11 protein-coding genes are annotated in these 14,667 nt (G+C 71.9%); 6 read left to right on the top strand and 5 right to left on the bottom strand.

What is annotated here, in order from left to right; translation table 11 throughout:
* Nucleotides 1-74: 74 nt before the first annotated feature.
* The 3 genes from HF999_RS04300 to HF999_RS04290 are packed head-to-tail and all read right to left on the bottom strand — an operon-like array spanning nt 75 to nt 2,722.
* A complete protein-coding gene (locus HF999_RS04300; protein WP_168544678.1) occupies nt 75-1,049 on the bottom strand; it encodes an ABC transporter substrate-binding protein in 975 nt (324 codons plus the stop codon).
* Entirely contained in the window at nt 1,049-2,047 is a 999-nt protein-coding gene (locus HF999_RS04295) for an ABC transporter substrate-binding protein (RefSeq protein WP_168544677.1), read from the bottom strand. Before HF999_RS04295 ends, HF999_RS04300 begins: the two co-directional genes overlap by 1 nt.
* Before the next feature lie 45 nt (nt 2,048-2,092).
* Nucleotides 2,093-2,722, bottom strand: coding sequence for a YqgE/AlgH family protein (locus HF999_RS04290; protein ID WP_312854011.1), 630 nt, complete (start codon nt 2,720-2,722; stop codon nt 2,093-2,095).
* Nucleotides 2,723-2,796: 74 nt separating this feature from the next.
* Between HF999_RS04290 and HF999_RS04285 the strand changes: the two genes are divergently transcribed.
* The 3 genes from HF999_RS04285 to HF999_RS04275 are packed head-to-tail and all read left to right on the top strand — an operon-like array spanning nt 2,797 to nt 5,218.
* Nucleotides 2,797-4,137, top strand: a complete 1,341-nt coding sequence (locus HF999_RS04285; protein WP_168544676.1) for an MFS transporter — start codon at nt 2,797-2,799, stop codon at nt 4,135-4,137.
* Between the two features lies 1 nt (nt 4,138).
* Nucleotides 4,139-4,672: a hypothetical protein gene (locus HF999_RS04280; protein ID WP_168544675.1), complete on the top strand. Its 534-nt coding sequence runs from the start codon at nt 4,139-4,141 to the stop codon at nt 4,670-4,672.
* A 42-nt stretch (nt 4,673-4,714) separates the two neighbouring features.
* Nucleotides 4,715-5,218 carry a hypothetical protein gene (locus tag HF999_RS04275; RefSeq protein ID WP_168544674.1) on the top strand — a complete coding sequence of 168 codons (504 nt, stop codon included), beginning with the start codon at nt 4,715-4,717 and terminating at the stop codon, nt 5,216-5,218.
* Here HF999_RS04275 and HF999_RS04270 read toward each other — a convergent pair.
* Nucleotides 5,215-6,675 (bottom strand): CCA tRNA nucleotidyltransferase, encoded by a 1,461-nt coding sequence (locus tag HF999_RS04270; RefSeq protein ID WP_168544673.1) that lies wholly within the window; start codon nt 6,673-6,675, stop codon nt 5,215-5,217. The two genes, HF999_RS04275 and HF999_RS04270, sit on opposite strands and share 4 nt — an antisense overlap.
* A 74-nt stretch (nt 6,676-6,749) precedes the next feature.
* On the opposite strand from HF999_RS04270, the gene HF999_RS04265 reads away from it, so the two are divergent.
* Genes HF999_RS04265 through HF999_RS04255 form a run of 3 tightly spaced genes read left to right on the top strand, consistent with a single transcriptional unit; the run spans nt 6,750 to nt 13,782 of the window.
* Nucleotides 6,750-7,661, top strand: a complete 912-nt coding sequence (locus HF999_RS04265) for an NUDIX hydrolase (protein WP_168544672.1) — start codon at nt 6,750-6,752, stop codon at nt 7,659-7,661.
* A complete protein-coding gene (locus HF999_RS04260; protein WP_168544671.1) occupies nt 7,658-10,141 on the top strand; it encodes a glycoprotein in 2,484 nt (827 codons plus the stop codon). Before HF999_RS04265 ends, HF999_RS04260 begins: the two co-directional genes overlap by 4 nt.
* Nucleotides 10,138-13,782: a murein biosynthesis integral membrane protein MurJ gene (locus HF999_RS04255; protein ID WP_168544670.1), complete on the top strand. Its 3,645-nt coding sequence runs from the start codon at nt 10,138-10,140 to the stop codon at nt 13,780-13,782. Before HF999_RS04260 ends, HF999_RS04255 begins: the two co-directional genes overlap by 4 nt.
* Here HF999_RS04255 and HF999_RS04250 read toward each other — a convergent pair.
* On the bottom strand, nt 13,754-14,635 hold the full coding sequence (locus HF999_RS04250) for a hypothetical protein (protein WP_168544669.1): 882 nt from the start codon (nt 14,633-14,635) through the stop codon (nt 13,754-13,756). The two genes, HF999_RS04255 and HF999_RS04250, sit on opposite strands and share 29 nt — an antisense overlap.
* Between the last annotated feature and the right edge of the window lie 32 nt (nt 14,636-14,667).

Here is a 14,667-nt window from a genome sequence, read left to right as displayed (position 1 = left end):
GATTTGAGAGGAAGCATGTCGATCGAAATGGTAGCGGTAGGCGCCGACATTTCCTCGTGCAGTGCGCATGGCCGCTACTCCACGACTGGCTGCTCCGCGACCTTCGCGAGCGTCGGCTCCATGGTCCGCAGGAACCAGGAGCGGCTCAGCGATGTGGGCTGGTAGACGGAGTAGGTGAGGTCGAGGTCGGCCACCACCGCGGTACCCCGCTGCACCTGCGGCAACGCCGAGTAACCGGGCAGCCGCAGCAGATCCTCGCCCGTCGCCCCGTTCGGATAGATCGCCATGAAGTTCGCGCCGACGCGGGGGAGGAGCTCCAGCGAGACCATCCCGCGCGTCGCGGGGTTGACGAAGCGCGGCTCCTCGCGGATCGCCTTCGGCACCGTCAGGCCGAGCTCCGCGAAGAAGAGGTTCGTCGGGTCCTCAGGGCCGGCGATCACGTTGAAGCTCGATGCCGCAGCGGCGTACTGGGCGACGAAGCCCGTCTTCCCCTTCAGTCCCGGGTATCGGCTCGCGAACTCCGCGACGGCATTGCGATCGGCGGCGACCACGCGCCTCGCCTCGTCGTCCTTGCCGAGGATCCGGCCCAGGGCGAGGAGCTGGGCGTCCCAACCCGACTCCTTGCCCGTCGCGGCGATGCCGCCCAGCACCTTGGTCACGCCGCTCAGCGCGGTGAAGTTCTGGCCCCTCACCACGCGATGGTCGCCCACGAACAGGTCCGGCTTGTACTTCGCGATCTCCTCCGCGGGCAGGGTCGACGCGCCTGACGCCGCGATCACCGGAACGTCCTTGAGCAACTCCCGCTGCCACGCAGCGGGCAGCGGCTGGGTCAGTTGGACGATCGCAACCGGTTTGATCCCCAGCGCGAGCACATTGTCGATCGAGTAGCCCTGCGCCACGATCCGTTTCGCGCCGACCGGGTACTCGACGGTCCCGTTGGCCTGAGTGATCGAGACCGTTGCGGCCGACGGTGCCGCCCGCTCGGCATCGTTGCCACCACAGCCCGCAAGGAGGGCGAGAACCGACACGACAACCGCGAGACGCCGCATCACGCGACTCCCTGCTGCTGCGCCGCGTTCACGAACAGCGGCTCGAGCTGGGGCAGGATCCACTCCCGGCTCAGTGGGGTGGGTTGGTTCAGCGCGATCACCGTGGACAGGTCCACCACCTTCGTCGCGCCCGCCCGCACCTGCGGCAGGCCCGCGTAGCCGGGGAGCCGCTCGAGATCCGCCGCGGTGGCTCCCGCCGGGTAGATGACCATGAGGTTCGCCGCGATACGGGGCAGCAGCTCCAGCGAGACCGGGGTGCGGCCGCCCTGTGCGCCCGCACCGCTGGCGAACATCGGGTCGTCCTTGATCGCCTTCGGCAATGTCATGCCCAGCTCGGCGAACATGGTGTTGGTGGGGTCCGTGCTCGACGAGACGAAGTTGAACGTGCTGGACACCGCGAGGTACTGGGCCAGGACGGCCGACTTGCCCGCCAATCCCGGGTGCTGTTCGCGGACCTTCGCGAACCGCGCCTTGTCGTCCGCCAGCACCCGCGCGACCTCGTCCTGCTTGCCGAGAATCCGGCCGAGGGCCTTGAGTTGCACGTCCCACGCGGCGCTGGACCCGTTCTCCTCGATGCCGCCGAGCACCTTGGTCACCGAAGACACTCGCGCAAAGGTGGGCTGGTCGACGACGTAGTTGTCGCCGGCGAAGAGGTCCGGACGGTACTTGGCCACCTCTTCGACCGGGATCGACTTCTTGTCCGGCGACTTGATGATGGGAATCCCGTCGAGCTGCTTGCCCTGCCACGGGGCCGGAAGCGGCAGTCCGGTCTCGACGACCGCGACCGGCTTGACCCCGATGGCCAGCAGATTGTCGATGGAGTACCCGGTGGCGACGATCCGGGTGGCTCCCACCGGGAACTCGGTCACGCCGTGAACCTGCGAGATCGTCACCGTGCTGGATGCGGCAGCACCGTCGGAGCCCGAACCGCCGCACGCCGTCGTGACGAACCCGACCACCGCGACCGCGGCGACGAGCCGCACATTGATCCGCTTCATGAACCCTCCTCGTCTGAGGAAGGTAAGACTACCCTAATTCGATGGTCAGTTGACCGAGACGTCCACCGGATGCGTCGCCAGCAGGGAGGTGGGGAAGCCCTGGCGGCGCAGGACCCTGCCCCACAGGTCCACCCGTCCCGGTGCCAGCACATCGGTGTGCAGCGACGCGCAGGGGATCCAGTCGCCGCGATCGAGCTCGTCGTCGAGCTGGCCCATGCCCCAGCCGCTGTAGCCGGCGAACACGCGCACACCGTCGAGCAGCTCGTCCATCATCTCGACGTCCGAGTCCAGGTCCACCAGCACGACGCGGCCGGACACCGGCTGCAGTCCCCGGATGCCGCTGACATCGACGCCCGCCTTCACCACGCCCAGGCACAGGGCCGCCGACTGATTGACCGGGCCACCGACGAAGACGGCCTTCGGCTTGGCCGCGAGGTCGTGCCACTGGGGGAGGACGCCGTGCACCGCGGACTCGCTCGGGCGGTTGAGGACCACGCCCAGGCTGCCCGACTCGTTGTACTCGATGAGGTACACCACGGTGCGCGAGAAGGTGGGCTCGACGAGCTCCGCGGAGGCCACCAGGAGCGTGCCGGACGACACGTCGAATCCCGCGCCCGTCGGCTCACCGGAGGACGCGTCTTCGGGTGCGGATTCATTCGAACGATCGGGACCCACACCCCCATCATGGCACGCGGACCAGCGTCGGGGTCCGCCGACGGGGAAGGCTCCACCTCGATAGGCTGTAGACCGTGACCACCAGCGGCCCGGATGCCCCAGCGGCCGCGCCGAAACCCGCGTGGCGGACCTTCCGCGACCTACCCGACCTGCTGCGACTCCTCGGAGTCCGGCTCCTCAGCCAGTACGCCGAGGGCCTGTTCCAGGCCGGGCTGGGCACGGCGATCGTCTTCAATCCGCAACGCAGCGCCTCGCCCGCCGACATCGCCGCCGGCCTCGCCGTCCTGCTGCTGCCGTACTCCGCGATCGGACCCTTCGCGGGCGCACTCCTCGATCGCTGGGACCGGCGGCGCGTGTTCATCGTCGCCAATCTGGTCCGTGCGCTTCTCATCGTCGCGTGCGCGGCCGTGCTCGCGTCCGGAGCGGGCGAGACCGCGATCTTCATCGTCGCGCTCGCCGTGGGCGGCGCCGGCCGGTTCGTCGCGTCCGGACTCTCCGCGGCCCTGCCGCACGTGGTCGACCGACCGCAGCTGGTCGCCATGAACTCCGTGACCACCACCCTGGGCGCGGGCGCCACCGCGCTCGGCGCGAGCACGGCGGTCGGGCTGCGCGCACTGTTCGGGTCCGACGACGCCGGCAGCGGCGGGGTCCTCGCCTGCGCGGCGCTGGTCGCCGTGCTCGGGGCACTCCTGTCCACCCGGTTCCCGCGCGGCGTCCTCGGGCCCGACCACGACATCCCCGCCGCCGACCGATCGCCGACCGCCCTGCGGGACGTGGCCGCGGGCCTCGCGCACGGCGCCCGTGCGGCATGGGAGGCACCGGCGGTGACGGCCGCCCTCAGCGGCATCGGCGTGCACCGCGTGGTGTTCGGTTTCAACACCCTGATGCTGCTCCTGCTGACCCGGCACCGCTTCGCCGACGGCACGCTCGGACTCGCCGGCTTCGGGTCCGTCGCGGGCGCGACCGCCGTGGGCATGTTCGTCGCGGCGGTGCTGACCCCCTTCTCGGTGGCCAGGTGCGGCCGCCGGAACACCGTCGTCGGGGCGTTGGTGACCGCGTGCCTCACCCAGCTGACCGTCCTGTCACTGAACTTCGCCGTACTGGTGCTCGCCGCCGCGGTGCTCGGGCTCGCGGGTCAGGTGATCAAGCTCTCCGGCGACGCGGCCATGCAGCTCGACGTGCCCGACGAACGCCGCGGGCAGGTCTTCGCCTTCCAGGACGCCCTCTTCAACGTGACCTTCGTGGGCGCGGTCGCGTTCGCCGCCGCCGTCGTCCCGTTCGACGGTGCCTCCCGCCCGCTCGCCGCCGCCGGTGCGGTCCTCTACGCCGTGGCCGTGGTCGCGGTGGTTCTGCTCTACCGCCGCACCGAGACCACGCCGCCGGGAACCGCGGAGGCCGCTCGCGCGTCCAATTGATATGGGGGACGTTTCCATCGAGTACTGGTTCGGCGACGGTGACGGGCACGTGACCCGCTGGACCTCGCCGGGGGTGCACGGCGCGGTGCTGCTCGATTTCGACGGAGACGGCCGCGTCGACGACGCGATGCTCGACCTCGACGGGGACGGCCGGGCCGATGTCGCCGCACTCGATCTCGACGACGACGGCGTCCGCGAGACCCGCTACCGGGACGACGGGTCCGGCACGTGGTCGCAGCCCGCTCCCGCCGAAGCACCCGCGACACCCGCGGCGGCCGCGCCGCCCTCGTCCTCGCGCGCCGGCGACACCGTCGGGCCGACGCCACGGACACCGTCGACCTGCCCGATCCCGGGCGTGGGACGCGTCGGGGAGCAGGAGGCGACTGCGCCCGTCACCCCGGTCCCCGCCGAGCCCGGGCAACCGCCGCGGCAGGCCGTGGTCGACACGGACGCCGACGGTGCGCCGGACGTCCTGCTGTTCGACACCGACGGCGACGGCACCGTCGACGGTGCGACCGATCTACGACAACAGTGATCGAGTCTTTCGTTTCCTGTGGATCGCGGATACGCTGACGCCATGCGCAATCCCCTCCGAACCGCCTCGGCGGTCACCCTTCTCGCCGCGACACTCGCCGCGGCGCCGGGCATCGCCACGGCCGCCCCCACGCCCGCACCGCAGCCGCCGAACACGGTGGTCGTCGACGTCCGGACCACCGTCTTCCTGACCTCGGACACCCCGCCGCGCACCACCGTGTACGCCGATGGGCGCATCATCACCAAGGCCGTGTCCGCGAAGGGCGGCCTCGTCGAACTGCACGGCACGCCCGCGGACGTCGCCGACCTGCGCGCGATCACCGAGAAGGTGCTCCGCAACCGTCCGAACTACGACCGCAAGGCCGTGATCTACGACGGCTGGATCGTCGCCGCCACGGTGCGCGCGTCGGACGGCACGGTGCTCAAGGCCACCGTCGACAATCCCGACTCCCGCGGCTGGACCGCCCTCGGCAAGCTCCCGAGCCAACTCGACACGCGGATCGCCGCCATCGCGGGACCGCGCACGCCGTACACCGAGCCCCGCTAGGAGCCCTGCCGCTCCGCCCACCACTTCGTCAGCTCGGCCTCGGCCTCGTCGCGGTCGAGCGGACCGCGGTCGAGGCGCAGCTCCTTGAGGAACTTCCACGCCGCACCGACCTCCGGGCCGGGCGGCAGGCCGAGCAGCTCCATGATCGCGTTGCCGTCGAGATCCGGGCGCACCCGCGCGAGGTCCTCTCGCGCGGCGAGGTCCTCGATCCGACGCTCCAGCCCGTCGTAGGTGGCCTGCAGCCGCGCGGCGCGCCGCTTGTTGCGGGTGGTGCAGTCGGCGCGGACCAACTTGTGCAGGCGGGGGAGCAGCAGGCCGGCGTCGGTGACATAGCGCCGCACGGCCGAATCCGTCCACTGCCCGTCGCCGTAGCCGTGGAACCGCAGGTGCAGGAACACCAGCTGCGCGACATCCTCGGTGACGGCCTTCGGGTAGGCCAGTGCGCGCATCCGCTTGCGCACCATCTTGGCCCCGACCACCTCGTGGTGGTGGAACGAGACGCCGCCGTTCGGCTCATGGCGGCGGGTGCCGGGCTTGCCGATGTCGTGCAGCAGCGCGGCCCAGCGCAGGATCAGGTCCGGGTCCGACTCCTCGAGATCGATCGCCTGCTGCAACACGGTCATCGAGTGCCAGAAGACGTCCTTGTGCTGGTGGTGCTCGTCGATCGCCAGCTTCATGCCGGGTATCTCGGGGATCACGCGCTGCGCGAGCCCGGTGTCCACCAGCAGCACGATGCCGTCGACGGGGTGCTCGCCCAGGATCAGCTTGTCCAGTTCGGCCCGGACCCGCTCGGCGGTGATCCGGTCGATCTCCGCCGCCATGTCGGTCATCGCCGCCTGCACCCGCGGCGCCACCGCGAAGCCCAGCTGGGACACGAACCGGGCCGCGCGGAGCATGCGCAGGGGATCGTCGGAGAAGGACTCCTCCGGCGTGGCCGGCGTGTCGATGACACCGGCGAGCAGGTCGTCCAGACCGTTCAGCGGGTCCTGGAAGTCCTCGGCGCCGCCGCGGCCGATGCGCACGGCCATCGCGTTGATCGTGAAATCGCGCCGCACCAGATCGTCGTGCAGGTTCTCGCCGAACCGGACCACGGGGTTGCGGGTGACCCGGTCGTAGGCCTCCGCGCGGTACGTGGTGATCTCGATCTGCTGGTCGTGGAAGGCGGCGCTGACGGTGCCGAACTCGATCCCGGTGTCCCACATCGCGTCGGCCCAGCCCCGCAACAGGCCCTGGACCTGCTCGGGGCGCGCGTCCGTGGTGAAGTCGAGGTCGCTGGTCAGGCGGCCCAGCAGGGCATCGCGCACCGAGCCGCCCACGAGGTGGAGCTCGTGACCCGCGTCGGCGAAGCGGGTGCCCAGGGGCACCAGCACGTCGGACAGTTCGCGCAGTGAGATGTGCGCGGCCGCCAACAGTCGAGTACGCCGCTCCGCGCGCGCCTGCTCAGGGGTCTCGGTCACGACACGCCAGTCTACTGCCGGTCGAAAACGCGACGGTGGCGTATCCGGGACCGACCGGCCAGTAGCATCGGGGGGTGACCTCCGCCGAATCCGCCGACAGCCCCGGGCGCCCCCAGCGCCAGGGCTCCGTCGGCGACTCCGCGGGCGGAGCGGCCTCCCGGCCCCGGCGCAGGCGACGCCGCGGTGGCCGTGGGCGGGGCCGGGCGCAGCTGTCGGCCGTCACCGACCAGAAGGTCGCTCCGGAGCCGGACGCGGCACCGTCGGACCCGGCACGGCCGGCCAAGCCCGCCCGCAAGCAGGGCGGACCGACGCCCACGGCGAAGCGTCCCGGGCCGGGACGGGGGCGGCCCGATCCGCGCGTCCGCACGGTCCGCGAGACCTCCGCCGGCGGCCTCGTGGTCGCGGGATTCGACGGTGACGAGGAGCTGCGGGCCGCGCTCATCGGGCGCGTGGACCGCCGCGGCCGGACCTTGTGGTCGCTGCCCAAGGGCCACATCGAGACGGGGGAGACCGCCGAGCTCACCGCGATCCGGGAGATCGCGGAGGAGACGGGACTGACCGGCTCCGTGCTCGTGCCGATCGGCAAGATCGACTACTGGTTCGCCGTCGAGGGAAGGCGCGTGCACAAGACGGTGCACCACTTCCTGCTGTCCTGGCAGAGCGGAGACCTCTCGACCGAGGACTACGAGGTCTCGGAGGTGGCATGGGTGCCCCTCACCGAGCTCGCGACCAGGCTCACCTACTCCGACGAGCGCAAGCTCGTCGCCACCGCGCGCACCGTGATCGAGGACCTGACGGCCGATCCGTCCGAGCTCGCGGCCCGCGTGGCCGCCGAGCCCCGCAGCGAACCGTCGGCCTACGAGAAAGCGGCGGCCGAGCGCAACGCGGTCCGCAACGACCCGCCGAAGCCGCGCAGACGGCGCGGCGGCCGGCGCTCGCGGGGCCGGCGCGGCGGCGGGAGCGGCGGCGGGAGCGGTCAGACGTGATCCGGTCGGCCCGCCTCCTGTGCGTGCTGACGCTCCTGGTCGCCCTGACCGGTGTACCCGCCCTCAGCGGGGCCGGTCTCCCGGACGCGCAGTTCGTGCGGATCACCGTCGACGAGGTCACCTCGCGGGTCACCGACAGCTCCCCGAACGAGGTCGTGGTGCGCGGCAGCGTGACCAACTTCGGCGACCGGGATGTCAGCGACCTCGACCTGCGGATCCAGCGCGCGCCCGCCGTGTCGACCTCGGCCCAGCTGCGCTCCGACCTGGTCGCCGACAACAACGTCTACGACACGCTGGGCCGGTTCGAACCCGTGTCGAAGGTGCTCAAACCGGGGGAGAAGACCGCCTTCAACGTGAGCATCCCGGTACGCCCCACCACCACGACCAGCGGCCCGACACTCGGCATCGACCGTCCCGGCGTGTACCCGATCCTGCTCAATCTCAACGGTAAGCCCGCGTACGGCGGAGTCGCGCGACTCGACGACTCGCGGACGCTGCTGCCCGTGTACGCCCTCCCCGACGGCGACACCCGCGCGGCCGGCACCGTCGACAAGCCCGTGACGACCTCGCCCTCGCAGGTCACGCTCCTGTGGCCGCTCGCCGACAACCCGAAGCTCGCGGGCGGCGTACCCGGCGGCGGCGACTCCGCGGTGCGCCTCGTCGACGACGACCTCGCCGGCTCCCTCGCGCCCGGCGGCCGGCTCGACGGCCTGCTCGCCGCGTTCGAGGAGGCCACCCGCGGGCCCGACCCGCGGCACACCGCACTGCGCGCCGCCGCGTGCCTCGCGATCGACCCCGACCTGCTGGTGACCGTCCAGGCCATGACCGGCGCGTACCGCGTCTCCCGCAATCCCGCGGACCCGCGCGGACCGACCACGGCCGGCACCGGCAGCGACCGGGCGAGCGCGTGGCTCGACCGGCTCAGGCGCGTCGCGGCCGATTCCTGCGTGGTGGCCCTGCCCTTCGGCCAGGTCGACCTCGAGGCGCTGGCCCGCTCCGCCGAGCCCTCGCTTCAGCGCGCGGCGCTGGACACACCCTCGGACGTCATCGATTCCATCCTCGGCGTGCAATCGGTCCGGGGCGTCGCGATCCCGACCTCCGGCCTGCTCCTGTCCGACGGTGCCCGACAGTTGCGGGCCTCGGACATCTCGGCCACGGTGCTCGCCGCGACCGCGGTGGGCGCTCCCGCCCGGAACCCGGGAACACCGTCGGGCATCGTGGCGGTGGGGCAGGGGCTCGGCGCGGCCGTCTTCGACCCGAACGTCTCGGCCGCGCTGGCGGCGATGGGCCGGCTACCCGACGGCGCCGAGCGCGGCGTCGCTCCGGGTCCGACGGGGACCGTGCCCACCGCGTCGACCTTCACCCTGGGCGAGGAGTCGGCGACGATGCGGCGGCAGGCCGCGGTGGGCGCCCTCGCGGCCGCGGCCCTGGACCCGACGCAGCGCTACGCGCCGCCGAACGGGTGGGCCGCGAACACCACCCCGGACCCGGTCGCCCGGGTCACCGGCCGGTCCGCGCTGATCATGCCGCCCCAGGTCTGGGCGGCGGGCCCCGCCGACGCCCGCGCGGTACTCGACGCCCTCTCGGCGCAGTTCGAGGCCGGCCTCGCGGGGCCGCGGACCTTCCGCGACGTGGTCGCCTCCGCGCAGTCCGCCGGACGCGACCCGGCCCGCAGCGCCGATCCGTGGCAGCTGCGGCAACCGCCCGGGACCGCCGCGTCGCGGGTCCCGGACTCGATCGTCGGCGCGGCCGCCGCCCACGTGCGCCAGGTCGACCAGCTCGGCGCGGCCCTCCTGCCGCTGCCCAAGACCCCGCTCACCCCGCTCGTCTACACCTCGCCGCTGCGGGAGGACGCCGTGCGCGCGCTCCGGTGGGCCCCGTCGCGTCCGGCGGTCGACGGTGACGCCTCGCTCCGGTTGACGGCCGCGCGCGCCTCCATGGCCGCGCAGCTGAGCTCGGTGCAGTTCGTGAGTCCCGGCGGGGCCTACACCCTGGCCTCCGACAAGTCGCCGCTGCTGATCGTCGCGCGGAACGACCTGCCGCTGCCGATCCGCACGAAGATCCACTGGTCCGCGCCCGAGGGCGTCACCATCGACGCGTCGGAGGTGCAGGAGCTGCCCGCCCGCGGGACCCGGCAGATCGAGCTGCCGACCACCGTCGACTACTCGCGCCAGATCTCCGTGCAGATGACGCTGCGCACCAGCAGCGACATGCCGCTGGGCAGCCCGATCTCCATCTCGGTGCACTCCAATGCGTACGGCAAGTCGCTGTTCTGGATCACCTGCGGCGCCGGGGTCCTGCTGGTCCTGCTGGCCGGGCGGCGGTTGTGGCGCCGGTTCCGCGGCCGTCCGGACCCCGCCGATGCGGACCGTCCCGCGGCGGACGAGCACGAGAAGCGCATCGCGAACAGCTACGCTGCTCATCGACCGACCTCGTCGAATCAGCATCCGCACGAGCATCCCGAACCGAAGGACACATGAGCCGCGCCGAGCCCCGGCACATCCCGCCGAGCAGCCAGTCCGCCACCCGCGGTGAAGGCGACGGCGGCGGTACCTCCAGTCTGCTGCGTTCCACGGGTTCGGTCGCGGTTGCGACGCTCACCTCGCGGGTCACCGGCTTCCTGCGCACGATCCTGCTCGCGGCGATCCTGGGGCCGGCGGTCGCCTCGGCGTTCAGCATCGCCAACCAGATGCCGCAGCAGGTCTCCGAGCTGGTGCTCGGCCAGGTGCTGACCGCGCTGGTGATCCCCGTTCTGGTGCGCGCGGAGATGGAGGACACGGATCGGGGCCAGGCCTTCTTCGAGCGCCTGTTCACGCTCTCGCTGACCATCCTGGGTATCGCGCTGGTCGTGTCGCTCGCGCTGTCCCCCGTGCTGGTCGGGCTCCTGGTCGGTGGGTCCAAGGTCGACGAGGGCCTCACCCAGGCCCTCGTGATCATGTTCCTGCCGCAGCTGGTGTTCTTCGGACTGTCGGCCCTGTTCACCGCGATGCTCAACACCCGGGACGAGTTCAAGCCGGGAGCCTGGGCGCCGGTGGCCTGCAACACGGTGCAGATCGCCACGCTGGTGCTCTTCTACCTGATGCCCGGCGAGCTCACGCTGAATCCGACGGCGATGGGCCAGCCGAAGCTGCTGGTGCTGGGCATCGGCAGCACCCTGGGTGTGGTGCTGCAGGCATTGATCCAGATCCCCGCGATGCGCCGGTCCGGGATCAAGCTGCGCCTGCGCTGGGGCATCGACGACCGGCTCAAGCACTTCGGGTCGATGGGCATCGCGATCGTCGCCTATGTCTTCATCTCCCTGGCCGGCTGGTACGCCGTCACGCCGATCCTTTCGCACGCCTCCGACGGCGGGCCCGCGATCTACCAGTACGCGTGGATGGTGCTGCAGCTGCCGTACGGCGTGATCGGCGTCGCCCTGCTGACCGCGGTCATGCCGCGACTGTCCCGCAACGCCGCCGAGGGCAATCGCAACGCCGTCCTCGACGACCTGTCGGTGGCCACCCGGATCACCATGGTCGCGCTGGTGCCGGTCGTGGCCTTCCTGACGGTCTTCGGCCCGTCCATCGGGCGCGCGCTGTTCAACGTCGGGCAGTTCAGCCAGGACGACGCGAACTTCCTGGGCACCGCGATCTCGTTCTCGGCGTTCGTGCTGGTCCCGTACGCGATGGTGCTCATCCACCTGCGGGTCTTCTACGCCCAGGAGCGCGCCTGGATCCCGACCGGCATCGTCGTCGTCATCGTGACCGCGCAGATCGGGCTGTCGTACCTGGTGCCGGTCCTCGTCGACGACGAGCACCGGATCGTCGAGTTCGTCGGCACCGCCCGCGGCCTGGCGTACACCGCCGGCGCCATCATGGGCTGGTACCTCCTGCGCCGGACACTGGGACCGCTGCGCCTGACGAATGTCACCCGCACGTTGATCCAGACGACCACGGTCTCCGTGCTGGTGGTCGTCACGATCTACGCGGTCATGCAACTCGGCGTGCTCAAGGCGATCGACCGGAGCGGCCCGGCGGGCGCCTTCGTGTACCTTGCAATTGCAGGCGTACTCTGCATGACGTTGATCTATGCGCTGCTCGCCCTGTGGCGGGTGCCGGACGTGCTGGCGATCCTGGCACCCCTGCGGCGCATCGCGGGCCGGTTCGTCCCGGCCCTGCGGGCCAGCGCACCGTCGGAACCGGAGCGCGAGGCCGCTCGCGCCCCCGATACCCGGGAGATGCGACTCGACGAGCTCGAGGCCTACGCGAGCCTCCGTCGCGAGGAGATCACCGCCCAGCTGCCGCGGATCGCCGACGACATCGGCCTCCCGTATGCTGGTCAAAGCCATGTTCCCCGACGCCCGCGGGCGGGCGCCGAACAACCGACCACGGGCCTCAGGTACCGCAGAAGAGGAGCATTCGCAGTGACCGAGGACGACTCCGCAGGTACTTCCGGGCACGAGGCACCGGGCACCGGTCAGATGCGGCTGCCGTCCGCGCAGCCGAGCATGCCGGCCCCGCTCGACGAGGGCGACGACGCCCCCCGCGGCCCGGAGCTCATCCCGGGCGCCGTCGTGGCGGGTGGCCGCTACCGGTTGATCGAGCACTACGGCGGCATCCGCGGCCTGCAGTTCTGGCAGGCGCGCGACATCAACCTCGACCGTGATGTGGCCCTGACCTTCGTCGACTCCGAGCAACGCGCCCCGGCGCCCGAGCGCGGCGCCCAGATCAGCCTGCGCGGCGAGGGCCCCCAGTCGATCCTCTCGCGCACGCTGCGCCTGGGTCGCGTCCACTCGAACGGCCTGGCCAGGGTGCTCGACGTGGTGCGCGGCAGCTCGGGCGGCATCGTCGTGGCCGAGTGGATTCCCAGCAGCTCGCTGGCCGACGTGGCCGGCACGCATCCGTCGGCGATCGGCGCGGCCAAGGCCGTTCGCGCGCTCGCCGGGGCCGCCGAGGGCGCGCACCGCGCCGGCGCGGCCCTGTCCATCGACCATCCCGACCGTGTACGCATCTCCCAGGACGGGCACGCCTTCCTCGCGTTCCCCGGCACGCTGGCCGATGCCTCGAAGGAGTCCGATGTCCGCGGGCTGGGCGCCGTGCTCTACGCGCTGCTGCTCGAGCGCTGGCCCCTCGACGCCGCCACCGGGCGCACGGTGACCACCGGCACCGGCACCGTCGCCGGGATCCGGCAGGCCGACGCCGACGCGAACGGCAGTCCGGTGGAGCCCCGGGACGCCAAGGGCGACATCCCGTTCGAGATCTCGGCGGTCGCCACCCGCACGCTCGAGGGCGGCCAGGGCATCCGCACCGCGGCCACCGTCCAGCAGCTCCTGGACCAGGCGTCCGTCGTGGACGTGAAGACCGACCTGCTCGCGCCGGTGCGCGAGGAGCCGCCGCGCGGGGCACCCCGTGAGGTGCCGCCGCGTGCGGTGCCCTCCCTCGCGGACCGCCCCACACCCGCCAAGCGGATCCAGTCCAAGCAGTCGCTGCTGAGCCGGATCGGCGGCGGCAAGAAGAACGTGCCGCTGCTGGTGATCGCCGCGTGCGTGGTCGTGCTTCTCGTCATCATCGGCCTGACGCTGCTGATCAGCAACCTGACCGGTGGCAAGGACACGCAGTCGAGCGTCGGCTCGCTCTACCCGTCCACCACCGCCTCGTCCGCCGCGGCAGCGCCCGCGCCGGCACCCGGGGTCGGTGCCCCGGTCAAGGGCACCGGTGTCTCGCTGGTCGATTTCGCCTCCTCCAAGGACTCCGCGGCGAACCTGAGCAACGTGCTCACGGGCAAGACCCCGGCGTGGAAGACCGACACCTACAAGGTCGGCCCCGCGTTCGGGAACCTCAAGAAGGGCGTCGGCTTCATCGTCACGCTCGACAAGGCGGTCTCGCTCACCCGCGGCACGATCACCTCGCCCAGTCAGGGCAGCACCATCGAGGTGCGCACCGCCACCAAGGACTCCGTGAAGACCCTGGACGAGACCTCCGTGGTCTGGTCCGGCACCATCCGCAAGGGCGCGAACGACTTCCACGTCAGTACCGTCGCTCCGCGCACGCGCTACGTCCTGGTGTGGATCACCGGCCTCACCAAGGAGTCCGGCAACGAGTGGTACACCACGATCAATCAGGTCGAGTTCCAGGGCTCCTGAGCCCGGCGGAGGTCGCGTCCTCGATCCACGCCGAACCCTGGTCCGGCACCGAGATCACCAGCGGCCGTGACCTATCGGCGTCGCGATAGTCCAGCAAGCGCACCTGCCAGCCGTCCCGCGTCCGCATGGCCGCCGCCACCCGCACCTCGTCGGGGATCTGCAGGCCGCGCTCACGGGCGTGTTCCGCCGCAGCATGTTCCGCCTCCGACGGTGTCCGTCCGGGCACCCCGTCGAACACCGGACCCCCGCCCGTCCACTGGGTCAGTCCGAGGTCGATGAGCTGCGTCCAGGACTCGTCGATGACGCGCTCGGGCGCCAGGCTGCGGAAGATCGTCCACCACGCCGCGGCATCGAGCCACTCGTACTCGCACATCCGGACGAGGTGGAACAGCGAGTCGGTCTGCTCGAGGCGCGCGCCCAGGGCGAGCGCCGTCGCCGCCGTGCCCTGAACGGGCGGCAGCGGCGCACCCGGCTCGGGGGCCGCATCCGCCGCCCAGGCCCCGTCGTCCCAGACGCCCAGCCAGCCGTAGTGCTGAGCGGCCACCCGGTGGTCCAGCGCGCTCACGTGCTCCATCCACGACGGTGCGCCGGCCACCCGGTCCTCCGGCCCCTGCGCACCGGGGACGCGCCACCCGAGATCCCCGCACGAGAGCACCGCCCGATCGGGGCCGAACCAGGTGAGGGTCGCTCCGGCGGTCGACGACGCGTCGTAGCGGGCGACGCCGCGATCGCCGGCGCTCACCGTCACTCGGAAGGGCAGGGGGGCACCCGCGGCGGCGAGGACGGGCTCCGCCGCGGCGAGCAGGCACCACCGCGCGCGCAGGACGCGGAGCGGATCGACGGAATCGGACATGACCGCATCCTCGTCCACGCCGCTGAACGAAG

It is taken from the genome of Tsukamurella spumae, assembly GCF_012396015.1.
Taxonomy (GTDB): domain Bacteria; phylum Actinomycetota; class Actinomycetes; order Mycobacteriales; family Mycobacteriaceae; genus Tsukamurella; species Tsukamurella spumae.
The sequence above is the reverse complement of the archived record's forward strand: the minus strand, read 5'-3'. Positions and strand labels throughout refer to the sequence as shown.

Bases quoted from the DNA above. Each gene is read 5' to 3' on its own strand.
- HF999_RS04275 (WP_168544674.1), top strand. From the start codon at position 4,715: ATGCGCAATCCCCTCCGAACCGCCTCGGCGGTCACCCTTCTCGCCGCG.
- HF999_RS04255 (WP_168544670.1), top strand. From the start codon at position 10,138: ATGAGCCGCGCCGAGCCCCGGCACATCCCGCCGAGCAGCCAGTCCGCC.
- HF999_RS04300 (WP_168544678.1), bottom strand. From the start codon at position 1,049: ATGCGGCGTCTCGCGGTTGTCGTGTCGGTTCTCGCCCTCCTTGCGGGC.
- HF999_RS04250 (WP_168544669.1), bottom strand. From the start codon at position 14,635: ATGTCCGATTCCGTCGATCCGCTCCGCGTCCTGCGCGCGCGGTGGTGC.
- HF999_RS04280 (WP_168544675.1), top strand. From the start codon at position 4,139: ATGGGGGACGTTTCCATCGAGTACTGGTTCGGCGACGGTGACGGGCAC.
- HF999_RS04295 (WP_168544677.1), bottom strand. From the start codon at position 2,047: ATGAAGCGGATCAATGTGCGGCTCGTCGCCGCGGTCGCGGTGGTCGGG.